The sequence below is a fragment of the Microbacterium sp. NPDC087589 genome (assembly GCF_044743635.1).
Taxonomy (GTDB): domain Bacteria; phylum Actinomycetota; class Actinomycetes; order Actinomycetales; family Microbacteriaceae; genus Microbacterium.
Genome location: NZ_JBIUWV010000005.1, coordinates 170,444 through 194,888, shown reverse-complemented (window position 1 = coordinate 194,888; position 24,445 = coordinate 170,444). Strand labels below are relative to the sequence as shown.

Below are 24,445 nucleotides of genomic sequence, written 5' to 3'. Positions count from 1 at the left end.
AACGTCACCGGAAAGCGAGCGCAGCATCACGCCCCCAGAGTCGGCATCCGCGCGCGGAGCTGCGACATCGCAGGGTCACGATCCCGTGCAGCATCCGACCTGTTACCGTGGCCGCAGCGTCGCGTGTCGATGGCAGTCTGTGCCAGGCATGGAGGCGTGGGACCCGAGGAGCGCGACATGACCCCGTCGATCTCTTCGCCCTCCGGTGCCTGAGGGCGAGAAGGCCAAGCTAATCGCCTGGGCTGATGAACTGCGAGCCGTGCACGCTCGCCTGCGTGAGGCGCTGGCGGTGCGCAGGACGCCGTCGCCGACGGCAAGCGCGCCGATGCGGCATCCCGTGATCTGTTGCTGCTGTTCTGCCACGGATTCGGCACTGCGCTCACCGGGCATCACGAGGGCGAGGATCGGATGCTGTTCCCCGCACTCGTCGAGGATCATCCGGAGCTGCCGACACGATCCGGATGCAGGATCATTCGATGATCTCTCACCTGATCGGGGGCTGCAGTCGGTGATCTCGTCGGGCACGACCGCGGGCGAGCTGGCGTCGCATCTCGAGGGCATCAGCGTCATCATGGGGAGCCACTTGGATGGGCTGGTGCTCGATGCGGATCCGGAGCGGGTGCTCGGGCCGGTGTGATCCCCGGGGCGGCGCCGCCTCGGAGAGCCCACCGGGGCGACTCCCCTGGTCGTTGAGCGAGCGAAGCGAGACAAGAAACGGGATCCCCGCCTCACGACGCGTCTGCCAGCACCTCGAGCCACTGGCGGCACAGCCCGCTCTCGCCAGATGTGGGGCCGTACAGGCCGTCCCAGAACAGGATGGTCGCGTCGACCTGCGAGGGGTACTCCGCTGAGCGGCCTTCGTTTTGTCCACTGCCCGAAACAGTGCTTCGGCTGCGCCTCGACGGTCTTCGCCCGCACGGGCCCCGCGCCGCATCCACATTCGCGCAGGCCCAGTACCGGAACGCAGGCTCCGCCCCGTGAGCCACTCCTGCGACCGTCCCACCGACGGCACCTCCGCCGGAAAGGTGTAACTGACGTCGCAGTTTGCGGGCCACCTCAACGCATTCGCGAGCGATCGCGGACTCGTACTTCGGAAGCACGGAGTCAAGCGGAAGTGCCGTTATAGCTTCGAGAACCCTCTCGTTCACCCCTTCGTGATTCTCCAGGGCGTGTAGGAGGGGATCCTGACGCCCCGAGGCGCTTGACGACTGATGCCAACGCAGGGCCGTAACGCTCGTGGAAGTCGCATCACAGTCGCCTTACTTCGGCGCTAGCGACGCCCTGTGCGCTCGATCGAGGTACTTCCAGTTCCTGTTCGCGGACGAATCACTTCGATCTTGAGACCCCCGGAGGCGCCAAGCCTCTGGGTCGAGATTGAAGTACTCCCCGCGAATGCTTGCGACTCGCGGAGCGCTGCGCCGAGAGGCGCTGACGAGTAAGAGCCTGAGCCAAGTACGTTCTGATCGATCATGAGTGTCCATTCAGTCGATTGAAGCGCGTGTCGAAGAAGTGCTTTCGCTGAACCCACTTGAAGTCTTCGTGCTTCGTAATTGTAGCAATCTCGATAGGCCCGCCGACCGTAGGGTTGCCGGGCGAGAAGCGAACAAACTGGATCGTCGCGTGGACCAGGAACTCGGCCAGCTCAATGGCGTCCTGCACCGGCATCGCCGGCGACACCATCTGCGAGTTGAGTTCGTTCTGCACTGCTGCGTAGATGCTCAAGGCATCTGCAGGAGTGCTGACTAAGCCGGTGTTCAAGAGTGTCTGCGGGAAGGCAGTGCTTACACCACCGAGGATCCGAGCGATCGCGTCAGGCATCCCCCACCACGAGGCACCGGCCTCCTCTGGGATCACCTCTTGGATGTCGCCTGACGGGTTCGCGTCGTCGAAAGAGATCACGTACGCGTGCGGCTCGTCCGCCGAACTTGAGTAGCCAGCAACTAGAAAACCGAACACGGGCACCGGCATACCGGCAGCGTTGGCGTCCGCAACTACTTTTTCGTACCTACCATCATGGAGGAACTCTCTTGCTTTCTCGGCAACGCCCTCGATCGTGTAGCTGTTTTCGTCGAGTTCCCAGCCGGCGAAAGCCAAGTCCTCACCCATGAAGCGTCGCCTCAAGTCCTTGGCGAGCGTGGCGATCGAAGCCGGACCCATGCTGCCGAGCCCCCAGGTCATGGCCCCGACCGGCAATCCCTTGTACAGGTTGAACACCTTATTGGCGTTGTTGTAGATGTTGGCGACCGTGCTCGCTCTGCCTTGATTGAAGCTGAGGGTCGTCGCGCTATCGGATGACAGAATCAAGCCGTCGTTGACCTTGACCAGGAGGGCGATCGTCATCCCGGAATCATCGCACACCCGACGTCGATCACTGGCAATGACGACGGTTTCGCCTTCGGATGCCAGTCCTTTCGCTGTGCATGGCCTTTCCTTCCACTGTGCTTGCAGAATTTCGCAGCGCGCGTATCCCGTGCTTATGAAGAACAACGCGTGTCGACGTCGAGGATCGCTGGCTGCGATTCCGGCAAGTTCCCGGACTGCCGCGACGCCGAAGGACGAGGCGTAGTGCTTCACTTGTGCAAAGGAGCGCGTTCCATCGACGTGGTCGGTGGGGTGCCCGTCGCGTCAGTGCTGTTCGTGCGGCGGGTGGCGCACTTCGTGTCGGTAACCCGCTCGGTGTCAGGGAATGCCGTCGCGTACGTCGTGGACGGAGAGCTGTTCCGCGCGCCGAGCAACGATCGGACGACGTTGTTCTCGCACTCGGAGCATACTTCTCGGGAGGTGATGGATCTGTCGCGGTCTCATGTGTGAGATTCGTCGACCTTGGCGGCGCTCGACGCGATCGAGACGAAGTACGCGGCGCTCGGAATGACCGTGGAGATCGTCGGGATGAACGACGCGAGTCAGCGGATGTGGGAAGGTTGACCGGCAGGTTCGAGTAGAGCTGAACGATGCGGAGCCGCGAGATGGTGCTCTCCGGCTCTGCAGCGATCGGGGCACTCGATGGGCCTCACCTCATAGCTCGCGACGACGCATGAAGAGCAGACACGCGTCGATCCGTCTCAACATGCGGAGTCGAGTTTGCGAGAGCATAGGCGTATGTCTGCCTCTTTCACATCGACGCCGGATGCCGCGACGCCTGACGGCGAGGGGACGGCGGGACTGCTGCGGCGTTCGTTAAAGCCGACGAATCCCCAGGTCACTCTCTGGGACCTGCTGGATGACATGTACCGATCGGCGACGAACGAGCGGGACAAAGGCTCGAAGTTCGAGCGGTTCCTCAAGAGCTACCTGCAGACAGAGCCGAAGTATGTGGACCTGTTCTCCGATGTGTGGATGTGGCAGGAGTGGCCGGGGCGTGCTGGCCGACCCGATACGGGCATCGACCTGGTCGCGCAGGATCGGTACACCGGTGAGCTCACGGCGATTCAGGCGAAGTTCTATGACCCCGCCCGGTCGTTGCCGAAGCAGGAGATCGATTCGTTCTTCACTGAGCTGGGCAAGGCTCCGTTCGCGAGCGGGATGATCGTCACGACGGCACGGAATTGGTCGAAGCACGCCGAGGCGGCGCTCAACGATCAATCCAAGCCTGTACAGCGTGTGGATCTCAACAATCTTGCCGATTCCCGGATCGACTGGTCGCTGTTCGACCCACGCACGCCAGAGGTTCTGTACAAGGGGCCCGGTAAATCTCCACGCAAGTATCAGCGCGAGGCGATCGATGACGTGATCGCCGGGTTCCAGACGCACGATCGCGGCAAGCTGATTATGGCGTGCGGTACGGGCAAGACCTTCACGTCGCTGAAGCTCGTGGAGGAGCATGTCCCCGTTGGTGGTTCGGTGCTGTTCCTTGTGCCGTCGATCGCGCTGCTGCAGCAGACGCTGAACGAATGGACTGCGCAGGCCGGTGTCCCGATCCGGCCGTTCGCTGTGTGTTCGGATTCCTCGGTGGGGCGCAAGGAGAACGAGGACGTCTCCGCCCACGATCTGGGGTTCCCCGCGACGACCGACCCGGCGAAGCTGTTCCACCGTTTCCAGATCTCCACAGGCGAGGAGACGATCTCGGTCGTGTTCTCCACTTACCAGTCGATTGATGTGATCCACCAGGCGCAGCAACTTGGACTCCCCGAGTTCGACCTGGTGATCTGCGACGAAGCGCACCGGACCACCGGCATCTCGCAGCCCGGCAGTGACGACAGCGCGTTCGTGCGCGTGCACAACACCGAGTTCCTCGCGGCGAAGAAGCGGCTGTACATGACGGCCACTCCGCGCGTGTACGTCGAGGACTCGAAGGCAAAGGCCGCGAAGGACGGCATCGTCACCTATTCGATGGATGACGAGCACACTTTCGGCCCGGAGCTCCATCACCTCGGGTTCGGTCGCGCCGTCGAGATGGGGCACCTCTCTGACTACAAGGTGCTCATCCTCGCCGTCGACGAAGAGTCGGTCGCGACCAGCTTCCAAGACCTCCTCGCACGCGAGGGTGACATGAACCTCGATGACGTCGCTCGGATCGTCGGATGCTGGAACGGTCTCTCCAAGCGCGGCGTGAATGGCGAACGCCTCTCGATCACGGATGACGCGCCGATGCAGCGGGCGGTCGCGTTCGCGAGGAACATCAAAGAGTCCAAGGCGATCGCAAACCAGATGAACGTCATCGGCCGCGAGCTGCTAATGAACGACCGCGATGGTGATTCGGCCCTCGAGCTGCAGGCGAAGCACGTCGATGGGACGTTCAACGTACTGGAACGCTCCGCCCGGCTGGACTGGTTGCAGGGCGGAGACGCGGCAGACGAGTGCCGCATCCTCACGAACGCGAAGTGCCTCACCGAGGGTGTGGACGTGCCGAGCCTCGACGCGGTGCTGTTCCTGAACCCGCGCAACTCGCAGGTCGATGTGGTCCAGGCCGTCGGGCGGGTGATGCGCCGCGCCGAGGGCAAGGAGTACGGGTACATCATCCTGCCGATCGCGGTGCCCGCCTCGCAGGATCCCGAGACGGCACTGAACGACAACAAGAAGTACAAAGTCGTCTGGGACGTGCTACAGGCACTGCGCGCACACGATGACCGCTTCGAAGCGATGATCAACAAGATCGACCTCGATAAGAACGCCAACAATCGCATCGACGTCATCGGCATCGGCGGAGGCGGTAACGACCGCGACGCCGGCTCGGCATCATCGGATGCCGGCGCGAACGCCGCCCTGTTTTCGATGGCGAACGCAGCAGAGTGGCAGGACGCGATTTTCGCCCGCATGGTTAAGAAGGTTGGCGACCGCCGGTATTGGGAGGACTGGGCGAGCGATGTCAAAGACATCGCCGACCGTCAAGTCACCCGCATCCAGTCGATCCTCGACACCGTGCCCGACGCGCAGACTGAGTTCTCTGACTTCCACGAAGCCCTGCAGGCGAATTTGAACGACGGCATCACCCGCCGCGACGCGGTCGACATGCTCGTGCAGCACCTCATCACCAAGCCCGTGTTCGATGCCCTGTTCGAGGACTACGCGTTCAGCGAGCACAACCCGGTCTCACAGGTGATGGACCGCATGCTCGCCGTGCTCGACGGCTACCACCTCGACTCCGAGACGGCACAGCTGGAGAACTTCTACCGCTCAGTCCAAGTACGCGCGGAAGGGATCACGAGTGCAGCGGGCAAGCAGAAGATCATCACTGAGCTCTACGAGCGGTTCTTTAAACTCGCCTTCCCTCGCGTCGCCGAGAGCCTAGGTATCGTCTACACGCCGATGGAGGTCGTCGATTTCATCCTTCGTGCCGTCAATGACGCCCTCGCCGAGCACTTCGGCGCGAGCATCGGCGACGAAGGGGTACACGTGCTCGACCCCTTCACTGGCACCGGCACGTTCATCGTGCGGCTGTTGCAGTCCGGGCTGATCGACCAGCAAGATCTGCTGCGCAAGTACACGCAAGAGCTGCACGCGAACGAGATCCTGCTCATGGCGTACTACATCGCCGCGATCAACATCGAAGCGACCTTCCACGCTCTCCAACAAGATCGGGCACGTGAGCGTGGCGAAGATGCGGATGCTGTTAGTTATGAGTCGTTCGGCGGGATCGTGCTCACCGACACGTTCCAGATGACAGAAGACGGCGACGCACTCGACGAGCGCGTGTTCACCTCGAACAGCGACCGAGTCGTCGATCAGAACGCGCTCGACATCCGTGTAATCGTCGGCAACCCGCCCTACTCGGTTGGACAGACCAGCGGCAACGACAACAACGCGAACCTCAAGTACCCGACCCTCGACGCGAGCATCCGCGATACCTACGCGAAGTTGTCCACCGCGACAAACAAGAACTCGCTCTACGACTCCTACATCCGCGCGATCCGCTGGGCGTCTAATCGCGTCTTGAAATCCGACCACGGCGGCATCATCTGCTACGTCTCCAACGGCGGCTACATCGACGGCAACACCGCCGACGGACTACGCAAGACACTCACCCGCGAGTTCCACGACATCTATGTCTACAACCTGCGCGGCAATCAGCGCACCGCCGGTGAGCAGAGTCGCAAAGAAGGCGGCAAGATTTTCGACTCAGGCTCAAGAAACACCGTCGCAGTCCTGCTGCTCATCAAGCGCCCCGGCACGGTCGCCGACAGCGCATTGCACTACAAAGACATCGGCGACTACCTCACCCGCGACGAGAAGCTCACCACCGTCGACGGCGCATCCCTCAGCACGCTCGACTGGCAGACGATCACCCCGAACCCGGAGGGTGACTGGGTCGACCAGCGCGACCCGCACTACGACACCTACCCGGCTATTGGCGACAAGAAGGACACGACCGGCCGCACCATCTTCCGCACATACGGCGCTGGACTCCAGACAAATAGAGACGCTTGGGTCTACGGTTACTCGTCTGAGCAAGTCGAGTCGAACGTACGCCGGATGATCAAGAACTACAACGCCGAGGTCGACCGGTGGGAGAAGGCCGGCATGCCCAAGCCAGTTGAGCAATTTATCGACCCGGATGAGACAAGGATTAGCTGGGCTCGAAGTCTTCGGGGCGCAATGGCGAAGGGCACGCGGGTTGTTTTCGCGGCTGCCTCGCTGCGCGCAGGGCTGTATCGACCGTTCCAGAAACAGCATGTCTACTTCGCGCAGTACTTGAACCATGAGCGAGGCCAGCAGCCAAGATTCTTCCCGTTACCCTCGAGCCCGAATGTGGGCTTCTATGTGACTGCGCCCGGCGCAAGCTCGCCCTTCACGACGTTGATCTCTGAGGTGCTTCAGGACCTGGTACTCCCGGGAGCTGGTAACGGCGGCCAGTTTTTCGCACGTTATTCGTACACCCAGCCTGACGCCAATCAACTCTTCGAGGAGCCGGAGCGCGTAGACAACATCACCGACTGGGCGCTCGACGAATACCGGCGACACTACGGCGGGCAGGTCACGAAGGATGACATCTTCTTCTACGTGTACGGTCTGCTGCACTCGCCCGAGTACCGCGAACGGTACTCGGCAGACCTGAAGAAACGGTTGCCGCGCATTCCGATGGTGCCCAGTCGTGAACGCTTCGAGGCGTTGGCCAAAGCTGGAAGAGAATTGTCGGATCTGCACATCGGCTACGAGACCGTGGAACCGTATCCGCTCACCGAAACCATCCGCATGGGCGCGCCGGAGGATGCGTACGAACGGTTCACGGTGCAGAAGATGAAGTACGCCGGCAAGGCTGGCGCGTGGGACAAGACCCGCATCAGCTACAACGCGTTCATCGACCTCGACGGCATCCCTGAAGAAGCGCAACGCTACATGCTCGGTAGCCGATCCGCGTTGGATTGGATCATCGAGCGCTACCAGGTGAAGACTGACAAGCCCTCTGGCATCGTCAACGACCCCAACGACTGGTCACGCGAGCACGAGCAACCTCGATACATCATCGACCTCATTGGCCGCATCACCCGCGTAAGCCTCGACACGATGGCGATCGTCGACGGTCTGCCCGACCTCGGCATCTGAGATGGCGCAGGCCGCGAAGCTCAAGGAACAACCGTATGTCTGAAGAATCACTCGTCCCCATCTGGCCGATGCTCGTCGTCCCTACGCTGCAAATGCTCTCGGACGGACAGAGCCGCCATCGCCGCGAGGTCTTCGATGCGGTCGCCGATTACGCGAACGTGGGAGACGAGGCGCGCGCCGAGACCCTGAAGTCGGGAGGTACCCGCTTCGAGCAGCGCATGGGCTGGGCGCTGAGCAACCTCAGCAAGGCGCAGTGGGTGGATCGGCCCGAACGCGGACGGTACCTGATCACTGAAGCCGGTCGCGCGGCTCTGGCACAGTGCCCCGACGGATTCGACTACGGCCTGGCCAAGGTGGTGTTCGCGCCGTTCTGGCCCGCGAAGAAGGCGACCGACTCGGCGCACGAAACCACGTCACCACAATCGGACGAGGTCTCTGATCCGGTGGAGGTGATCGAAGACGCGATCGCTCGCATCGAGGCGCGCGTCGGTGACGAGCTCCTCGACCGGTTGCGCGACAGCCATCCTGACTTCTTTGAGCAAGCGGTCGTCGACCTGCTGCTGAGGATGGGATATGGCGGTGCGGCCCAACGGGGCAAGCGCATTGGCGGCACGAATGACGAGGGTGTCGACGGCCTCATCGACCAAGACGCGCTCGGCATTGATCAGGTCTATGTTCAGGCCAAGCGCTACAAGGAAGGCAACAACGTCGGGCGTGAGGCGATCCAGGCGTTCGTCGGAGCGTTGCACGGCTTCGGGGCATCTCGAGGTGTGTTCCTCACGACCAGCGCGTTCACCGGTGGTGCGATCGAGTACGCGAATAAGGTTCCGTCGCGGATCATCCTGATCGACGGCTCCCGGCTCGTAGAGCTCATGATCGCGTACCGCGTCGGCGTTCAGGAGGAGAAGCACTTCAGCGCCGTCGAGGTCGACGAGGACTACTTCAACTGACCGCCGACCCCTCACCTCATCAGGCGAGATCTCGCGATCTACCCGTCACTACGCGAATCGCTTCGCGAAAGATGGTGCACAGGGACGGGACCCGACATAGGGTTTCTCGCTTCATCACCGCATTGACGGTCGCCGTGGGCACCCAAGAGGTGCGCGGCGATATCGTCGGTTCCGACGCGCTTGAGAGATCCCTCGGCACCTTCGACGACGTGTTGGGCGACATGTGGTGGCCCGTTGAAGGGGTGGAGGGAGTCGACAGCTGGAATGGGACAAGTTTTCGATACACGCATAATCGTGTCGGACATCACAAACCTCCGTAGACGCCACTAACTTTGTCGTGTTGAGTCTTGGGGGGGTCCTGCGTCAGAAGAGTCTGCCGTCAGCGGTTCGGTCGTCCGGTTGGGCGATCTCGATGAGTCTGAGGAGATCGGGAGCCACCCTGAGCCAGCAGGCCGCTACTTCGTCCGGTTCGGAACCTTCTTCTTGGCGATGGAGCGGCCGCGAACGGATCTGACCAACCTGCGCGACTCTCTGCAGAAGGCCCTCGATGACGACCCGCGTGTGGCGTCAGTGACGGCGGATCCTCTTCGCGTTGCCTGGTCGTCTCAAAGCAAGATGTACCCGCCAAGCGAGAAGATCGATACTTTCGAGTTGATTACCGGTGCCGACGGCGTCATAGCTCCGCACTTCCCGGATCCTCTCCGTTTTCGCATACACGTCCCTATCAAAAACCAGCCACTATTCCGCGACGAGGCCGACGTTCCCAGCGATAACTATTGGGTCGTGTGGGATGGCCTGACCGTTGTTCTGGGCTGGGAGCGGGGTGAGGAAGAGAGGGTTCCGCCTAGGTCAGGGGGACAGATCGTCGTCGAGATTCTTGAGCAGGCGGCCATATCCGCCGGTGCGCGTTTGGTCGTGCAGGCTTGCAGCCCGGGCTGCAAGAATCTGTTTGCCCACCGGGTTCTCAGCGTTGTGCAGTATCCGGGCACCGATCGTGCGATTGGTTACGTCAAGCGAGGCTTTCCCGTTGTAGCGACACATGTTCACGTAGACGGCGGGCCCGAGGAGCTCGTTATGCGGGTCTGGGAGGATCTCTCGCGCTCGTCCGAAGCATTCGCGCAATACAAGAACGTGGGTCGACGGATCCTTACGCCAGAACAACGCTCTCGCGCGCTGGTTGCGGAGCTACTCGCCCGCGACATGGTGGAGGCAGAAGCCCAAGCGCGCAACGTGATCTGGAGAGGAGGCCGCGCGATCGGGAACGGCGCTATTGGCATCGCTTTGGTTAGCACTGATCTCGATCGAGACGCTAACTCGTGACTGGAACCAACATCGTGCGCACTTCCTCGAATCCGCCAGCAGAGGACGGAAGAAGATTTCTGCGGATGACCGCGACGAAGACGAAGAAGCTATGCGGCTCATGGACCTCGGTTTTGTGCGGGGCGCCGTGGAGCAGAAAGGTGCAAGCCTAGATTCGTGGGTCATCGTCGTGGCGACGGTCGGGGGTGCGATCGTCGGTGTCACCGGGACTCTCATCGCGGGCCTCCTCGCCGCGGGGGGCGGCGCCGCCCCTTGACTTGAATCTGCAACACAATTCGTCAGCACCTGCGTGGGATCTTGATGCCTGCGTGCTCACCTGTCTCGTGACCGGGCAGCGCCTCGGCTGACCGAGGATCACAGCCATCGACGGCTACCACCTGTAAATCGTCTGCCTCGATACCTGGGCGGACTCGGCGAGACCCTCGATTGTCACGGCCTCGTATCCGCCCACGACGAGCGCACGCCCTATCGCCGCCAGCACCAATTGCCGGGCTTTTTCGCTGCGAAGACAACCATCCATCCTCCGTACAGAGGCGTACACTGGGCAATACATAGACGACCCGTTGCGAAACTACGATGGCAACCGAGCAAGGAGAAAGAACATGGCCCTCACCGCACACTCCACCATCGGCGACTGGATGAACGACCCGACCGGCGGGCCACTCATCCGCGCACTCTTCGAGCAGACGGGGGCCGACCCCGAGCTCCTCACTCCCGTGCTCGGCCTGCCGCTGCAGCAGCTCGTCGCGATGAGTCAGGGCCAGCTGCCGCAGTCGGTCGTCGACAACCTCGTGCGCGCGGCCAACGGCGGCGAGATCCCCGAGGCTGATGAGTCCGAGGGCTGGACCGAGGAGCCCACCGCTGGACGTTTCGCCGACAAGACCGTGATCGTCACGGGCGCAGCATCCGGAATCGGCAAGGCCACGGCATCCCGCATCGCCCGCGAAGGCGGACGCGTCATCGCCTCCGACATTGCCGCCGACAAACTCGATGCCCTGAAGGCCGAGCTGCCGGATGCCGACATCACCACCGTCGCCGGAGATCTCACCAGGCAGGACGCGATCGACGCCGTCATCGCCGCCGCGGGCGACCGCATCGATGCCCTCGCGAACGTCGCCGGCATCAACGACGACTTCTCCCCCGCGGGCGAGACGACGGATGCCGTCTGGGACCGCGTCATCGCCATCAACCTCACCGCCCCTTTCAAGCTCATGCGCGCGGTGCTGCCGATCATGGAGAAGGCCGGCCGCGGCTCGATCCTCAACGTTGCCAGCGAAGCGGGCCTGCGAGGTAATGCGTCGGGCAACGCCTACACGGCCAGCAAGCACGGCATCATCGGGGTCACGAAGTCCGCGGCGTTCATGTACGGACCGAAGGGCATCCGCGTGAACTCCGTCGCACCGGGCGGCGTCGCCACCGGCATCCCGATGCCCCCGAACATGTCGGAGTACGGCTCCGGTCGCCTGGCCCCGTTCCAGCAGGCGATCCCGACGGTCGCGACCGCCGAGCACCTCGCCGCGTCGATCACTTTCCTGCTGTCGGACGACGCCGTGAACATCAACGGTGCCGTGCTGGCATCTGATGGCGGATGGTCGGTGCAGTGAGTACTGGAACTCTCGGCATCGAGCCATCGTCGCCACGCTGCGTCAACCGCAGTTCCTGGACTATCCCTGGGCTATCAGAGCGACTGATCGCTGGCGAGAAAATGCGGCAACGTTCGGACGCACGACTGAGGCTTTAGCAGTAGGTTCGAAGCATGTCAGCCGCCAATAGCGCTCCATCCCCGCCTCCCAGAGACGTCTTGGAGCGCTATCGCGTCCTCGCGGGCACCGATATATTCGCGATCGGGCTGTTCGACGACTCAGTCACTGTACTAAGCCAGCAGGTGCGAGCACTCAACCTTGCATGGGCCCTCGCCGAGGCACGCCGTATGGAGACACGTCCAAAGATCGCCATTCTTGGAGCGGGATTCGCTGGCTTGACCTTCGCCGCGGGCCTGATCGGCAAAGAGATCGATGCTGAGATCACAATATTGGAGCAGCTGGACTCGGTAATTCCTTTACAACAGGGATCAGACTCGCGCTGGCTCCACCCGCATATTTACGACTGGCCATCCCCGGGGAGCCAAGCTTCCTCTGCCACCTCTCCGCTACTCAACTGGACCGCCGGTAGAGCGAGTGATGTAGCTGTGCAGGTTCAATCGGCCTGGAGCGAACTTGTGGACAGCCATGAGCCAACGTTGAGCTTGTTCTGCAACACTTCGCGAACCAGGCTCTCTCGCGAGGGCGGGCAGTTATACATCGAGTGGATTGGCCATGAACGCGAGCCGAGCCAGCCCTCGACGGCGAAGGGATCCGACGCTCACGTTGGCCGACGCGAGGCCTTCGATTTGGTGGTCCTTGCAGTTGGCTTCGGAGTTGAAAAGGGCGGAGGCATGTCGTACTGGCGTAATGAGACTCTTGCTCAGCCTTCGCTGAACAGGTCCGTCACACGGCATGTGGTGTCAGGCCACGGGGACGGCGGCTGGATCGACCTATTCCGCCTTCGAATCATGAACTTCCGACAGGACAGAATTCTTGGCGAACTCTTCGCCAACCTAGATGATTTTATTGAACGACTTCGTGTCACAAAACTTGATCTGAAGCCCTCCGAGAGCGCAATCGCCGCGCTGGAGGAGATCTGGGACGACTACGATGCAGACGCGAAACTAGTCGAAGACAGAATGCGACGACGCCTGCGGCATGATACGTCCGCCGCGATGAATCTCCGCGGAGAACGTGGATTCAGCGAACTGTTCGCGAGACGGGTCTCGTTCCAGAACCAGGTTCTGGCTTGGATTCTGTTCAGAGTTGGCGCCTTTGAGATCCAGGTTGAACCGAACCTCCAAACGGCCGCCGACGGATACGCAAACTCAAATGTTGTCCTCCGACACGGGCCCAATCGTTTCTCACACCTTTTGACCACTTTGAGCAATTCGCTGCAAGAAGAACTACTGGTGGGGCACACCGAAGACGTGGCGGAAGAACTGCTACGCCTCCGCTGCAGGCAAACCGATGCCGTAATGTGGGATGCAGGGTATTTTGACCGCCCCATGAATCGATCAAAGTCCGACCAACGCTCGCACTGGAATCGTGAGTATCTACCACCCGTGACTCAGATTATCGCGGCAAGCATCTGCGGCGCCGTCGCCAAGTACATCGAAGCGAGAGGTCACCGTCAAAGCAAGCGATTGAGAGTTACCCTTCACCGGGCAATTCCTGTCGGTCGCGTAATTTACCTTCAGCAATGCTGCGATTACCAGGGCTTGGCACTCGAGGAGGGATTTTCGACGGCCGCACGAACGTACGCCACCTCAGACTCTGCGATCGGTCAGGCGTATCAAACCCGGGCGATCGTCCGTAATGCCAAAAAGGTCAAACCTAGAGACCTAAAAGCCGAAATGACTAATCAGCTCAGCCTGACCACGAGGTCTCGACCAATGGACGATGAGGTGAAGTCGCTTCTCTCGATTCCCATTATCGACGAAAGCTCCCAGGCCGTTATCGGCGTAGTCTTCTTAGACAGCTTTCAGCGAAGAGTTTTCAAGGATGATGTCGTCCACGAATTGGTGAGCATCATCGAGGGACAACTGCGCGCTGCAATCAGAGAACTCGATCGCACAAAGCATGCCCTGACAAATGTCGAATGGGCTGAGGCACCTGTCTCCTCGACCTCGCCAGCGCCTTTAAAGGTCAGGAGTCTCGAAGTCGTCGCAGTCCCGCCTCCGTCTGTGGCCGCCGGTAGAATCAATATCGATCTTGCGAGCTTCGTGAAGGTAGGGATGTGAGCATGCAACATGAGCTGAAGAGTTGGCCAGCCTTCTTCGGGCCGATCGCCGCGGGAGTCCGCACTCACGAGCTCCGCCGCAACGATCGATGCTTCTCAGTCGGTGACAGCTTGCTTCTGCGCGAGTACGACCCGGATAAGGGGGAGTACACCGGGGCGCAGCAGCTTGTTCATGTGACATCGTTGACGTCCGCTGAAGTCCCCTGCGCGGTGTCGGCGGGCGGCCTACATCCCGACTTCTGTATTCTTTCCATCGCATTAGGCGCCGCATAGCGATCCATGCAGTGAGTCGCGTGAAGCAATCCCGCTCGATCCCGCAATAGCCGCGTCTCACCTACGGTCGCGAGCGCCGAGCACCTCGCCGCGTCGATCACGTTCCTGCTCTCGGGCGACGCCGTGAACATCAACGGTGCCGTGCTGGCATCCGATGGTGGATGCTCGGTGCAGTAAGCGTCAGTCTTGGAGGCCGGCACGGCGACCGTGTCGGCCTTCGAACTCGCCGATCGCTCGACGCGCCCTGCGCATCTGGGAGACCCCGAGGGCCACTCCGGCGCCAAAGACTGCGAGACTGATCCATCGGTATGGCGCGCTCGAATCGATCGCGATAGTGACGGCCCATCCGGGAAACATGACCGCGGAAAATACAATTGTGTACAGCGCGAAGTTCCGCTGACGCTGCAGTGCCATGCGCTGCTGGATCGGGGAGGGATCGGCGGCGGGCTCGCTCATGAGGCGAGCGTAGACTGCAGCTTCGCTAGTGAGGTCAGGCGGCCTGCTCTCAGAGCGGTGAGAGACTAAACCCGTGCCTGAGTGTCCCGAGATCGTCTGCATCTGCGGCTCCATGCGGTTCGCGGAGGACATGCGAGCAGTGAGCCAGTCCTTGACACTCGCTGGCGTCATCGTCCTGATGGCCGGCGAGGTCGACGCCCCGATCACTGACGAGCAGAAGGCGGCTCTCGGCGAGCTGCACCTGCGCAAGATCGACCTGGCCGATCGGGTTGTGGTCGTGAACCGCGGCGACTACTTCGGCGAGTCCACGATGCGGGAGATCGACTACGCGCGCGTAGCCGGAAAGCCCGTGACCTTCGTCGGTCCTGCCTACGACCAGGCGTAGATCTCACATCTCCCCCGCCTACCCTGGCTCTATGAAGAAGCTCCCCGCGCTCGCGACGCTCGCCGTCGGCATTCTGCTGCTGTCCGGATGCTCTCAGGCGTCGACCATCGCCGCTTGCGGCCAGGTCGCAGCTCAAGCCGCGCAGGTGACCGGTGTGATCGGCAGCGTCAGCTCGCCGACTCCCGAGGCCGCACAGGCGGCTCTCGATGAGGTCAGAAACGTCGCCGAGAACATCCGCGGTGTTGACGGACCCGAGGAGTTCGTCACACTCCGCGACTCGTGGACGACGAGCATCGACGCATTCGCCGTCGAGGGCGAGAAGGCCATCGCGGGCGACATCGCTGGCCTTGATACGGCGACGACGGAGATGCGCACAGCAACCGACGCGATGCTCGCCTACTGCACCCCGTGACCGGAGCCCGTCACTCTTCCTGCTGAACAGTCATCGCGATCTCGAAGCTGTCACCGATCACGCGACCTCCGTCGAAGACTGGGTCTTCATCGAGCGTCTCGAGAACGCGAAGATCGCTCGTGACGGCAGCGGTTCCGCGGTCACGAGCCTCGCGCGACGGCCAGGTCGTCACCGTGACCACGACGGACTCCTCGGCTTTCGCTCCCGCAAGGTCGGCGATGCTCTTGAGCTCACCCGATTCGTACGATGCGCCGTCTGCGTGAAAGTCACCCGGGTCGGCTGAATCGCTCGACTGCCAGTAGTCCACGACGCTGATCGCACCGTGATCGCGGTAAACCTTCGCCATCCGCTTCGCGAAGTCCAGATACGCGGCCTTGCGTTCCGTCGGCACGGGAACGATCGTGATGTCAGCGACGACCATTCTTGCTCCAGTCCTCAGCAGTGAGTGTCTGTCGCAAGAGTATCCACCGTCGGCCTCACCCGACCAGGCGCGCCCTACCGCGCGATGCCCCGCAGCAGCCGCGTCACCGTCTCCTCGACGCGCTCTGCGCTCAACGGCTGACCGATGAGCGCCGCGTACGACGCCATGGCGATGAGCTGGTCGGCGATCGCGTCAGCATCCACGTCCGCCCGGATCTCGCCCGCCGACTGCCCGCGCGCGATGCGTTCGGCAACCCATAAGCGGATCGGCGCCGCAAGACGCTCGTTGAGCGCCAGCCCGAGTTCATGGTCGGTGGCGGTCACCGCGATCAACGCCCGGGCGAGGGCCACGCCCTCGGGCTTCGCGAGACCGGCTGACATCGCCGAGAACCAGGCGTGCAGGTCGGCCCGGATGTCGTCGCTCATCGCGACTGCGGGATCCGCCCCTGGCAGGTCTCCTTCGAGCAGCGCCTCGCCGAGGATCGCCGCCTTCGACGGCCACCAGCGGTAGATCGTCTGCTTGGCGACTCCCGCGGTCTCGGCAAGCCCCTCGATCGTCACCGCTTCGTACGTACCGGCCACGACGGCAGCGCGCATCGCCTCGAGCACGGACTGGCGCGCGGCTTCACTTCGGGGACGGGGCATCTGAACAGGCTACTGGTCACCACGTTCCGTCTCGGGGCATCGCGCCTCGCTCAACGACCGGAGACCGGTGACTTCGCGGCCTGCCTCCGCCAAGCTGGACTCATGCGCATCGTGGTGAGCGGGGCCGGTCTCGGCGGACTCGTGCTCGCCCAGGCCCTGCGCGACCACGCCGACGTCATCGTGCTCGACCGCGATGCGAATCCGGCCGACACCGGCGGTTACCGCATCGCCCTCACTCCCGAGGCGGTCGCTGTGATCGAGCGGCACGTTGCGGGCCGACTCGTCGACCGCATCCGCTCTGTCTCCGACGGCCCCGAGACGTTCTCGCAGTTCACGGTCGCTGACTCGCGCCTGCGACCGATCGTCGTGGCGCCCGAACCGCCTGGACAAGACCGGATGCTGTGCCAGCGTCGCGCGCTGCGGCAGATCCTCAGCGAAGACCTCGGCGAGCGCTTGCGATTCTCCTCGACCGTGGCCTCAACCGAAGCCCACGACGGCGGGGCGAGCGTGACGCTCGCGGACGGCTCGCGCATCGAGGCCGACCTGGTCGTCGCGGCCGATGGCGCCCGCTCGGCGACTCTTCGCTCGATCACCCCCGACACGAGTTCGGACACCGGCCTGGTCGGCATCGCCGGTTCGACACCGCTGACCCGGCGCACCCGGTTTCCGCGCTACCTGCTGCGCGGACCCGCCCTCGCCGTCGACCGTCACGGCGTCGGCATGTTCCTCTCGCTGACATCGCGCGGATTGCGCGACATCCCACCCGAACTCGCGGACGCCGTCGGCCCGCCATCACTCGTGTGGGGCCTGATCGCCCGGCGCGACAGCATCGGTGCGGTGCAAGCGGCGTCCTCCGACGAGCTCGTCGCGACGGCATCCGCCCTCGTCGACCGCTGGACTCCATGGATGCCGGGAGTGATCCGCGACTCAGATCCCGACCGCACTGCCGCGTTCTCGTTCCGCGCCGCCGACCCGAAGGCGCCGCGCTTTCCGTGGGATCCCGACCGCATCACCGCGGTCGGTGACGCAGTGCACGCGATGCCTCCCACCGGCGGACGGGCCGGGTCGACCGCCATCCGCTCGGCCGGCGCACTCGCCGAAGCCCTCATCACCGAGCCCGACATCGACTCCGCGGTGGCGCGCTACCAGGCCCGGATCGACGACTGGGCAGTGCCCGCGATCGAGGAGTCTCTCGGTCCGGTGCGGGCGATCCGGGCTCTCGGCAACCCACTGGCTCAGCTCGCCGCCGGACCGCTGCTCGGGGTCGCCGGATGGATCGGTGCCGGCAGGTATCGCCGCAGTCAGGCGACCGGCGCCGGACGATAGCGGTTCGCGACCGCTCCCGACGCGAACTCGCGGCGGTCGATGAGCTCGAGCCGGGTGCGCTCGCTCAGTCCGTCGAGGAGTCTCGGGCCGTGGCCGGCGATGATCGGATGCACGACGAAGGTGTACTCGTCGATGAGTCCCAGCTCGGCGAGCGTCAGGGGAAGAGTCACCCCGCCGACGGACAGCCCCTCACCCGGTTGCTGCTTCAGCTCGCGAATCGCCTCGGCCAGGTCACCTCGGATCAGGTCGGCGTTCCAGTCGACGGCATCCAGCGTGCTCGACACGACGTGTTTCGGCACGCGGTCGATGGCCTCGGAGAACGGGATCTCCCACGCGCTCATCCAGTCGGGCCAGGCTCCGGATGCCGGGCGACGCCAGGCCGACTGCATCATCTCGTAGGTCGTTCGGCCGTAGATCACGGCATCCGCCCGCTCCATCTCGGCGGTCCAGTACTGCATCAGCTCCTCGTCAGGAGCGACGCCGGCCTCGTGATGCACGCAGCCGTCGAGCGTGACGTTGATCGAATAGCGCAGTGGTCTCATCTCGCCGATCTCCTTCGATAGACATCCGTGGCTGTGATGAACGACGTAACCACACCAATCGATCCTGTGGAAGACGCATCGGATCACATCAGTCCCATGTCTGTCATCGCCTATGCATGACGAGAGACTCATGAATCTGAGGCTTGAGATTCATGGTTTCGACCCCTGCCCTTCAGCTCGGCTCGGGTGGGGCCTCTCATAGCGGCGCTGACGTCTCGCAGATTGAACCGATCTGCATTGAATCGTTACTTGTCCGCCGAGTCCACATACCGATATACAGGTCACAGCGCTCTGGGGGCGCTGGCGATTCGTCGCCTCACTGTCGAGGGGAACTCTCATGTCACTGCCGCCTGCGTCCTGGCACTCAGATCCGGAGAATCCGAATCAGCTGCGGTGGTGGGACGGCCATCGCTGGACGGATGCCACGTCACCGTCGCCCGCTGCCGCCGCGACGACGCAGATGGCCGCACCAGCCCCGCCCGCAGCGCCTGTTGCGGCGAAGCGACGGACGGGGTGGCGCACCGCGGGGATCATCGTCGGCGCACTCGTGGTCGGCGGAGTGCTCGCCCGGCTGTCGCCGATCGCGATCCTGCTGGTCGCCACGGCCATGGTCGGTATCGCGCTCTATGTGATGGTGGCTCGCCCTCTCCCCGCGCTGGGACTCCGGTCACGGATGTCGGGCGTGGCCGCCCTGGGCATGGCCGCGCTGCTTGTCACGGGCGGTGGCATCGCGAGTGCGAACAGCGGAGGCACCCCGACGGCATCCGAACCGCAGAACTTCGCGGCGGTGGCGACATCGACCCCGAAGCCCAGCCCGACCCCCACTCCGACTACGTTCGAGACGGCGATCGAAGAGGTGCCCGTGCCGTTCGCGGCGACCACCGTCGACGACCCTCAGCTCGATCAAGGCGCCACAGCGCTCGTCGCCGCCGGGGTGAACGGCGTGAATGTGATCACGTATCGCGTGACCCTGGTCGACGGCGTGGAAGTGTCTCGCGAGGTCGTCGGAGAGGCCGTCTCTGTGCAGCCGGTCAACGAGGTGACGGCGATCGGAAGCAAGGCTCCCGCGCCGGTTGCCGTGCCCGCTCCCGCGCCCGCACCGGTGCCGCTCGTGCAGCAGGGCGGCGGTGGATGCGACCCGAACTACACCGGCGCGTGCGTACCGATCTCCAGCGACGTCGACTGCGCGGGCGGCAGTGGGAACGGGCCGGCGTATGTGCAGGGCCCGGTGCAGGTCGTCGGCTCGGACATCTACGACCTCGACCGCGACGGAGACGGGATCGCCTGCGACTAGTCGCTAACCGTCAGCCTCCAGCGACCTGTAGAAGTAGAACGCCCGCTCGCCGGTATCGGACACCAGCCCGCTGAACCCGTGCCGTTCATAGAAGCGCATCGCGTCGGCATCCGACTCGTCGACGTTGATCTCGATCGCCGCGACGCCGAGTTCCCGGCAGATCTCGACCATGTGCTGCACGATCGCACTCCCGACGCCGCTGCCCCGCTGTTCTGGCGAGACGTACATCTCGTCGAGCAACGCGACCGGTCCGTCAGACCACACGTTCGGGCGCAGGGTCACAAGCGCGAGACCGACCGCGGGATCGCCGCCGAGCACGGCGAAGGTCTCTGCTCCGGCCAGCAGGGTCCGCAGCCGCGGTTCGAGAGTCTCGACCCCCGGCGTCTCGCTGTCGAACTCTGTGTTGAAGGCGTGCAGCATCTCGGCGAGAGAGGCGGCGTCATGCGGGGTGGCTCGACGTGTGACGGTGGTCATGTGGTGGCCTTTCTCGGGTCGGAGCTTCGTTGTTTCGGGCCGGTGAGCGGCGTCGCCGGTTCACAACTCAGGACGAACGGGTCGGCCGACGCATCCGTCCCACGGAATTCCGGGGCCGAGCCCGTGGACGAACCCGACTCTTCCTGAGTTGTGAACGCGGACCTCCGCGGACATCGCTCGGCGAACCGGGAGAACTCGCTCAGGCGCTGTCGGAATCCGACTTCCGCGCACCGGCCTCGAGCACGTCGCCGGCGGGCAGCTCCTGATGTCCGCCGAACTGCAGACGCATCGCCGACAGCACCTGGTTGGCGAACTGATCCTCACCGCGCGACGCGAAGCGCTCGAACAGTGATGCCGCGAGCACCGGCACGGGCACTCCGACGTCGACGGCGGCCTTGACCGTCCAGCGGCCCTCGCCCGAGTCGGACACCCGCCCCGCGAGACCGTCGAGCGTCGGATTCTCCGAGAGCGCGGCGGCGGTCAAGTCGAGCAGCCACGACGAGATAACGGATCCTCGGCGCCACAGCTCGGCGACCTTCGAGGTGTCGATCGGGAACTGGTAGAACTCCGGCTCTTCCAGCGGGGCGATTTCAGCGGAATGCTCGGCTTCGCGCACTCCGGCATCCGCGTTGTGCAGCAGGTTGAGGCCCTCGGCGATCGACGCCATGATGCCGTATTCGATGCCGTTGTGCACCATCTTCACGAAGTGTCCCGCGCCCGACGGCCCGCAGTGCAGATAGCCCTGCTCCTCGGGCGTGAGGTCTCCCGTACGACCGGGAGTGCGCTCGATCTCGCCGACACCCGGAGCGATCGTGCGCAGCACCGGTTCGATGCGCTGCACGGCCTCATCAGGACCGCCGACCATCAGGCAGTATCCGCGGTCGAGTCCGAACACTCCGCCGCTCGTGCCCACATCGACATAGTGGATGCCGCGCTCGCGGAACGCCTTCGCGCGGCGCACATCGTCGCGATAGTTCGAGTTGCCGCCGTCGATCAGGATGTCGCCCTCGTCGAGCACCTCCGCCGCCTGATCGGCCACCATGCCCGTGAGCGAGGCGGGCACCATCATCCACACGGCCCGCGGCGCCTCGAGCTTCGACGCCAGGTCGGCCATGCTGTCTGCGCCCGTGGCACCCTCGGCGACCAGCGCCTGCACGGCATCCGCATTCACGTCATAGACCACGCACTCGTGCCCGTCGCGCATGAGTCGGCGCACGATGTTTGCGCCCATCCGGCCGAGTCCGATCATCGCCAGCTGCATGAGAATCCCTTCGTCCCCGCCCCCGGTGAGCCGAGTCGGGGCAATCCTGGCACGGGTGCGAGGCGCGCTCAATGGTGTGGCGCGGCGCGGGTCGGTGCGTGCCGTCGGTGCGGGGTCGGTGCGGGGTGTCGGTGCGTGGTCGGTGCGTGCCGTCGGTGCGGGGCCAAAAACGCACCCCTACCGCCGGTTTCGGATGCGGAAGTGACCCCGCACGCGTCGGGGCTCGGTGCGGATTCGGTGCGGGGCCAAAAACGCACCGCTACCGCCCGTTTCGGATGCGGAAGTGACCACGCTCGCGGCGCGGCCCCGCGCGGATTCGGTGCGGGGCCAAAAACGCACCCGCGGTGCCCGATTCCGATGCAGAAGTGACCACGCACCGGACGCACGTCGGTGCGGAGCCAGAACACGGGCGACAGTTGCAGGCGCAGATCACAACTGCAGGTCGAACCCGTCGATCTCGGCATCCATCTGTGATCCGAGCCTGCAACTGTGGTGAGCCGGCATCCGCAGCCGTGCCCGAGCCCGAGCCCGAGCCCGAGCCCAGTGTCGCTGGCGGGTGAAAGGATTGGATCATGACTTCCCCCGCGTTCGACCAGATCACGCAAGACGACCTGCGCAGCGCGGGCAGCCTGAAATGGACGACCTTCCCCGACATGATCGGCGCGTTCGTCGCCGAGATGGACTTCGGACTCGCCCCCGCCGTCAGCACCGCCGTGAAGGATGCGTTGGACCTGGGCGTCACCGGTTACCTGCCCGAGAAGCTCGCGAAGGATCTCTCGCAGGCGACGGCGCGCTGGTATTCCGACTCGTACGGGTGGGAGATCTCGCCCGAGCGGGTGCACCACGTGCCCGACGTGATCGCCGCATTCGAGCTGGCGATCGAGCACTTCACGACTCCCGGCTCGGCGATCATCGTGCCGACGCCCGCATACATGCCGTTCCTCCTCGTGCCGCCGATGCGTGACCGCCGGGTGATCGAGGTTCCCAGCATCGAGGTCGACGGGCGCTGGGTCATGGACCTGGATGCCGTCGCCCAGGCGTTCCGCGACGGCGGCGAGATGCTGGTGCTCTGCAACCCGCACAACCCGCTCGGCACGGTCGCGACCCGTGAAGAGCTGCTCGCGATCGCCTCGGTCGTGACGGATGCGGGCGGACGCGTCTTCTCCGACGAGATCCACGCGCCGATCGTCTATGCCCCGGCGCAGCACATCCCCTATGCCTCGATCTCGGAAGAGGCTGCCGCGCACACGCTGACCGCGACCTCCGCCTCGAAGGCGTGGAATCTCGCCGGCCTCAAGTGCGCGCAGGTCATCCTCTCGAACGACGCTGACGCGACGCTCTGGGAGAGCCTCGGATTCTGGGCCGGACACGGCACCTCGACGCTCGGCGTCGTCGCGAACATCGCGGCCTACACGGACGGTCGCGAGTGCCTCGACGGGGTGGTCGACTACCTCGACGGCAATCGGCGGATGCTGGCGCAGCTCGTCGACGAGAAGCTGCCCGGTGTGCGGATGATCGTGCCGGAGGGCAGCTACATCGCGCTGCTCGACTTCCGCGAGACCGGGTTGACCGGGGATCTCGGGGAGTGGTTCCGTGAGCACGCCCGAGTCGCCATGACGGATGGCGCCGCCTGTGGTGTGGCCGCGATCGGATACACCCGCTTCGTGTTCGCACTGCCCCGCCCGGTCATGGTCGAGGCGGTCGACCGCATCGCCGCCGCGCTGCGCGACCGGGCCGTCTGAGCGCGTTCTAGCCGTGAAGCGCGTGTCGTCGCGTGCCTGGCCGATGCGGGGTCAGTTTCGCATCGGAACCGGCCGTGTCGGATGCGAAATCGCCCCCGCATGATCAGGCCTGCACGTTGACCATCGACCCGCCATATGACCAGGGCGGAATGTCCGAACCCCCGCGCAGGATGGGATGACGCGAGCAGGAGTCGCGATCTACTACTTCTAGTACATCGCGCGTAGAATCGGGGGCATGTCCAGGGTGACGAAGACGGAACTCAATCAGCAGACCGCCAAAGTGCTGGCGCGGGTGGCTGCCGGCGAGCGGCTGATCATCACAGACCGCGGGCGCCCGATCGCCGAACTGACACCTCCCGCACAGACAGTCTGGGAACGACTCGTGTCGTCAGGCCGCGTGACGATGCCTTCGAAGTCCGGGGCCCTCCCCACACCCGCCGCCATGAGCGAACGTTCGACCCGAGACATCCTCGACGATCTTCGAGCCGACCGGCTGTGATCTACCTCGACACCTCTGCGGCGGCCAAGGCACTCATCAACGAGGACGGCAGCGCAGCGATGCGCCGAGCATTCGCCGACGGCACCGCCTTCGTCTCCTCCCGGCTGCTGGCCGTCGAACTGCACGCCGTCGCCGACCGACGCGCGATCAGCAGGGATGCCGCACAGGAGCTGCTCGATCGCGTGGCTCTCGTCTCACTCAGCGATGACACGCTCGCGCGGGCCGTCGAGCTGCACAGCGGACTGCGCACTCTGGATGCACTGCACCTGGCGACCGCGCTCGAGGTCGGCGACGCGATCGAGAGCATCCTCACCTTCGACCTGGAGTTCGCGGCAGCAGCGGAGCGATGCGGGCTGACTGCGGGGTCACGGGTCCAGTGACTCGCTGACGGGCGGGCGCCGTGGCGCGGTGGATGACCGACTCTCCATCTGTGCGGGGACAATTTCGCACGCCAAGGGCGCACTAGGGATGCGAAAGTGACCCCGTAACCGCGGCGCGTTGCGAAAGTGACCCCGCAACCGCGGCGCGTTGCGAAAGTGACCCCGCAACCGCGGCACGTTGCGTGGTCGACCCCGCATCCGCCGGGCGCGTGCTGTGGCGCGTCGCGCGCTCGACCCCCGCATCCGTGCGGGGTCAATTTC

The 24,445-nt window shown here is 64.1% G+C and carries 22 protein-coding genes and 1 pseudogene; 15 read left to right on the top strand and 8 right to left on the bottom strand.

What is annotated here, in order from left to right:
• Positions 1 to 508 precede the first annotated feature (508 nt).
• Entirely contained in the window at positions 509 to 637 is a 129-nt protein-coding gene (locus tag ACIOU8_RS12600; RefSeq protein WP_400789929.1) for a hypothetical protein, read from the top strand.
• A gap of 830 nt (positions 638 to 1,467) precedes the next feature.
• Here the strand turns inward: ACIOU8_RS12600 and ACIOU8_RS12595 are convergent.
• On the bottom strand, positions 1,468 to 2,340 hold the full coding sequence (locus ACIOU8_RS12595) for a hypothetical protein (protein ID WP_400789927.1): 873 nt from the start codon (positions 2,338 to 2,340) through the stop codon (positions 1,468 to 1,470).
• Positions 2,341 to 3,099: 759 nt separating this feature from the next.
• Between ACIOU8_RS12595 and ACIOU8_RS12590 the strand changes: the two genes are divergently transcribed.
• The 3 genes from ACIOU8_RS12590 to ACIOU8_RS12580 all read left to right on the top strand — a co-directional run bounded on the left by ACIOU8_RS12590 (position 3,100) and on the right by ACIOU8_RS12580 (position 10,250).
• Positions 3,100 to 7,980 carry a DEAD/DEAH box helicase gene (locus ACIOU8_RS12590; RefSeq protein ID WP_400789924.1) on the top strand — a complete coding sequence of 1,627 codons (4,881 nt, stop codon included), beginning with the start codon at positions 3,100 to 3,102 and terminating at the stop codon, positions 7,978 to 7,980.
• Between the two features lie 35 nt (positions 7,981 to 8,015).
• The gene (locus tag ACIOU8_RS12585; protein WP_400789922.1) at positions 8,016 to 8,930 is read left to right on the top strand and encodes a restriction endonuclease; all 915 of its coding nucleotides are present in this window, start codon (positions 8,016 to 8,018) and stop codon (positions 8,928 to 8,930) included.
• Positions 8,931 to 9,329: 399 nt separating this feature from the next.
• Positions 9,330 to 10,250, top strand: a complete 921-nt coding sequence (locus tag ACIOU8_RS12580; RefSeq protein ID WP_400789919.1) for a hypothetical protein — start codon at positions 9,330 to 9,332, stop codon at positions 10,248 to 10,250.
• A 370-nt stretch (positions 10,251 to 10,620) separates the two neighbouring features.
• Here ACIOU8_RS12580 and ACIOU8_RS12575 read toward each other — a convergent pair whose 3' ends face one another.
• Positions 10,621 to 10,770 (bottom strand): TetR family transcriptional regulator, encoded by a 150-nt coding sequence (locus ACIOU8_RS12575; protein ID WP_400790118.1) that lies wholly within the window; start codon positions 10,768 to 10,770, stop codon positions 10,621 to 10,623.
• 82 nt (positions 10,771 to 10,852) lie between these two features.
• On the opposite strand from ACIOU8_RS12575, the gene ACIOU8_RS12570 reads away from it, so the two are divergent.
• From ACIOU8_RS12570 to ACIOU8_RS12555, 4 genes and pseudogenes are all read left to right on the top strand, one after another.
• Positions 10,853 to 11,854 (top strand): SDR family NAD(P)-dependent oxidoreductase, encoded by a 1,002-nt coding sequence (locus ACIOU8_RS12570; protein WP_400789916.1) that lies wholly within the window; start codon positions 10,853 to 10,855, stop codon positions 11,852 to 11,854.
• A gap of 152 nt (positions 11,855 to 12,006) precedes the next feature.
• Positions 12,007 to 14,076, top strand: coding sequence for a hypothetical protein (locus ACIOU8_RS12565; protein WP_400789914.1), 2,070 nt, complete (start codon positions 12,007 to 12,009; stop codon positions 14,074 to 14,076).
• Between the two features lie 2 nt (positions 14,077 to 14,078).
• Positions 14,079 to 14,348 carry a DUF3850 domain-containing protein gene (locus ACIOU8_RS12560; protein WP_400789912.1) on the top strand — a complete coding sequence of 90 codons (270 nt, stop codon included), beginning with the start codon at positions 14,079 to 14,081 and terminating at the stop codon, positions 14,346 to 14,348.
• A 60-nt stretch (positions 14,349 to 14,408) separates the two neighbouring features.
• Positions 14,409 to 14,525 (top strand): annotated as a pseudogene (locus tag ACIOU8_RS12555) (short-chain dehydrogenase); the annotation flags it as partial.
• A 3-nt stretch (positions 14,526 to 14,528) separates the two neighbouring features.
• Here the strand turns inward: ACIOU8_RS12555 and ACIOU8_RS12550 are convergent.
• Positions 14,529 to 14,804 (bottom strand): hypothetical protein, encoded by a 276-nt coding sequence (locus ACIOU8_RS12550; protein ID WP_400789909.1) that lies wholly within the window; start codon positions 14,802 to 14,804, stop codon positions 14,529 to 14,531.
• A gap of 73 nt (positions 14,805 to 14,877) precedes the next feature.
• Here ACIOU8_RS12550 and ACIOU8_RS12545 point away from each other — a divergent pair, with 73 nt between their 5' ends.
• Positions 14,878 to 15,189, top strand: coding sequence for a hypothetical protein (locus ACIOU8_RS12545; RefSeq protein ID WP_400789907.1), 312 nt, complete (start codon positions 14,878 to 14,880; stop codon positions 15,187 to 15,189).
• Between the two features lie 31 nt (positions 15,190 to 15,220).
• Entirely contained in the window at positions 15,221 to 15,601 is a 381-nt protein-coding gene (locus ACIOU8_RS12540; protein WP_400789904.1) for a hypothetical protein, read from the top strand.
• Between the two features lie 10 nt (positions 15,602 to 15,611).
• On the opposite strand, the gene ACIOU8_RS12535 is transcribed toward ACIOU8_RS12540, so the two are convergent.
• Positions 15,612 to 16,022, bottom strand: a complete 411-nt coding sequence (locus tag ACIOU8_RS12535; RefSeq protein WP_400789902.1) for a DUF1428 domain-containing protein — start codon at positions 16,020 to 16,022, stop codon at positions 15,612 to 15,614.
• Positions 16,023 to 16,096: 74 nt separating this feature from the next.
• Positions 16,097 to 16,666 (bottom strand): TetR/AcrR family transcriptional regulator, encoded by a 570-nt coding sequence (locus ACIOU8_RS12530; RefSeq protein ID WP_400789900.1) that lies wholly within the window; start codon positions 16,664 to 16,666, stop codon positions 16,097 to 16,099.
• A 102-nt stretch (positions 16,667 to 16,768) separates the two neighbouring features.
• Here ACIOU8_RS12530 and ACIOU8_RS12525 point away from each other — a divergent pair, with 102 nt between their 5' ends.
• The gene (locus ACIOU8_RS12525; RefSeq protein WP_400789898.1) at positions 16,769 to 17,992 is read left to right on the top strand and encodes an FAD-dependent oxidoreductase; all 1,224 of its coding nucleotides are present in this window, start codon (positions 16,769 to 16,771) and stop codon (positions 17,990 to 17,992) included.
• Here ACIOU8_RS12525 and ACIOU8_RS12520 read toward each other — a convergent pair.
• Positions 17,968 to 18,534, bottom strand: a complete 567-nt coding sequence (locus tag ACIOU8_RS12520; RefSeq protein ID WP_400789895.1) for a dihydrofolate reductase family protein — start codon at positions 18,532 to 18,534, stop codon at positions 17,968 to 17,970. The two genes, ACIOU8_RS12525 and ACIOU8_RS12520, sit on opposite strands and share 25 nt — an antisense overlap.
• A gap of 337 nt (positions 18,535 to 18,871) precedes the next feature.
• Between ACIOU8_RS12520 and ACIOU8_RS12515 the strand changes: the two genes are divergently transcribed.
• The gene (locus ACIOU8_RS12515) at positions 18,872 to 19,828 is read left to right on the top strand and encodes a G5 domain-containing protein (protein ID WP_400789892.1); all 957 of its coding nucleotides are present in this window, start codon (positions 18,872 to 18,874) and stop codon (positions 19,826 to 19,828) included.
• Between the two features lie 3 nt (positions 19,829 to 19,831).
• Here ACIOU8_RS12515 and ACIOU8_RS12510 read toward each other — a convergent pair whose 3' ends face one another.
• Both ACIOU8_RS12510 and gnd read right to left on the bottom strand, forming a co-directional pair.
• The gene (locus ACIOU8_RS12510; RefSeq protein ID WP_400789889.1) at positions 19,832 to 20,302 is read right to left on the bottom strand and encodes a GNAT family N-acetyltransferase; all 471 of its coding nucleotides are present in this window, start codon (positions 20,300 to 20,302) and stop codon (positions 19,832 to 19,834) included.
• Between the two features lie 199 nt (positions 20,303 to 20,501).
• Positions 20,502 to 21,563, bottom strand: coding sequence for a phosphogluconate dehydrogenase (NAD(+)-dependent, decarboxylating) (gene gnd / locus ACIOU8_RS12505; protein ID WP_400789887.1), 1,062 nt, complete (start codon positions 21,561 to 21,563; stop codon positions 20,502 to 20,504).
• Positions 21,564 to 22,135: 572 nt separating this feature from the next.
• Between gnd and ACIOU8_RS12500 the strand changes: the two genes are divergently transcribed.
• From ACIOU8_RS12500 to ACIOU8_RS12490, 3 genes are all read left to right on the top strand, one after another.
• Entirely contained in the window at positions 22,136 to 23,305 is a 1,170-nt protein-coding gene (locus ACIOU8_RS12500) for a MalY/PatB family protein (protein ID WP_400789884.1), read from the top strand.
• A gap of 235 nt (positions 23,306 to 23,540) precedes the next feature.
• Positions 23,541 to 23,804 (top strand): type II toxin-antitoxin system Phd/YefM family antitoxin, encoded by a 264-nt coding sequence (locus ACIOU8_RS12495; RefSeq protein WP_400789882.1) that lies wholly within the window; start codon positions 23,541 to 23,543, stop codon positions 23,802 to 23,804.
• Positions 23,801 to 24,184 carry a type II toxin-antitoxin system VapC family toxin gene (locus ACIOU8_RS12490; protein WP_400789880.1) on the top strand — a complete coding sequence of 128 codons (384 nt, stop codon included), beginning with the start codon at positions 23,801 to 23,803 and terminating at the stop codon, positions 24,182 to 24,184. The genes ACIOU8_RS12495 and ACIOU8_RS12490 overlap by 4 nt, the downstream gene beginning before the upstream one ends.
• The last annotated feature ends 261 nt before the right edge of the window (positions 24,185 to 24,445 follow it).

What these genes read in the sequence shown, in the direction of transcription:
- ACIOU8_RS12550 (WP_400789909.1), bottom strand. Translation starts at nt 14,804, where the DNA reads ATGAGCGAGCCCGCCGCCGATCCCTCCCCGATCCAGCAGCGCATGGCA.
- ACIOU8_RS12495 (WP_400789882.1), top strand. Translation starts at nt 23,541, where the DNA reads ATGTCCAGGGTGACGAAGACGGAACTCAATCAGCAGACCGCCAAAGTG.
- gnd (WP_400789887.1), bottom strand. Translation starts at nt 21,563, where the DNA reads ATGCAGCTGGCGATGATCGGACTCGGCCGGATGGGCGCAAACATCGTG.
- ACIOU8_RS12570 (WP_400789916.1), top strand. Translation starts at nt 10,853, where the DNA reads ATGGCCCTCACCGCACACTCCACCATCGGCGACTGGATGAACGACCCG.
- ACIOU8_RS12525 (WP_400789898.1), top strand. Translation starts at nt 16,769, where the DNA reads ATGCGCATCGTGGTGAGCGGGGCCGGTCTCGGCGGACTCGTGCTCGCC.
- ACIOU8_RS12535 (WP_400789902.1), bottom strand. Translation starts at nt 16,022, where the DNA reads ATGGTCGTCGCTGACATCACGATCGTTCCCGTGCCGACGGAACGCAAG.
- ACIOU8_RS12540 (WP_400789904.1), top strand. Translation starts at nt 15,221, where the DNA reads ATGAAGAAGCTCCCCGCGCTCGCGACGCTCGCCGTCGGCATTCTGCTG.
- ACIOU8_RS12585 (WP_400789922.1), top strand. Translation starts at nt 8,016, where the DNA reads ATGTCTGAAGAATCACTCGTCCCCATCTGGCCGATGCTCGTCGTCCCT.
- ACIOU8_RS12520 (WP_400789895.1), bottom strand. Translation starts at nt 18,534, where the DNA reads ATGAGACCACTGCGCTATTCGATCAACGTCACGCTCGACGGCTGCGTG.
- ACIOU8_RS12575 (WP_400790118.1), bottom strand. Translation starts at nt 10,770, where the DNA reads ATGGATGGTTGTCTTCGCAGCGAAAAAGCCCGGCAATTGGTGCTGGCG.
- ACIOU8_RS12530 (WP_400789900.1), bottom strand. Translation starts at nt 16,666, where the DNA reads ATGCCCCGTCCCCGAAGTGAAGCCGCGCGCCAGTCCGTGCTCGAGGCG.
- ACIOU8_RS12595 (WP_400789927.1), bottom strand. Translation starts at nt 2,340, where the DNA reads ATGACGATCGCCCTCCTGGTCAAGGTCAACGACGGCTTGATTCTGTCA.
- ACIOU8_RS12560 (WP_400789912.1), top strand. Translation starts at nt 14,079, where the DNA reads ATGCAACATGAGCTGAAGAGTTGGCCAGCCTTCTTCGGGCCGATCGCC.
- ACIOU8_RS12590 (WP_400789924.1), top strand. Translation starts at nt 3,100, where the DNA reads ATGTCTGCCTCTTTCACATCGACGCCGGATGCCGCGACGCCTGACGGC.
- ACIOU8_RS12500 (WP_400789884.1), top strand. Translation starts at nt 22,136, where the DNA reads ATGACTTCCCCCGCGTTCGACCAGATCACGCAAGACGACCTGCGCAGC.
- ACIOU8_RS12510 (WP_400789889.1), bottom strand. Translation starts at nt 20,302, where the DNA reads ATGACCACCGTCACACGTCGAGCCACCCCGCATGACGCCGCCTCTCTC.
- ACIOU8_RS12515 (WP_400789892.1), top strand. Translation starts at nt 18,872, where the DNA reads ATGTCACTGCCGCCTGCGTCCTGGCACTCAGATCCGGAGAATCCGAAT.
- ACIOU8_RS12565 (WP_400789914.1), top strand. Translation starts at nt 12,007, where the DNA reads ATGTCAGCCGCCAATAGCGCTCCATCCCCGCCTCCCAGAGACGTCTTG.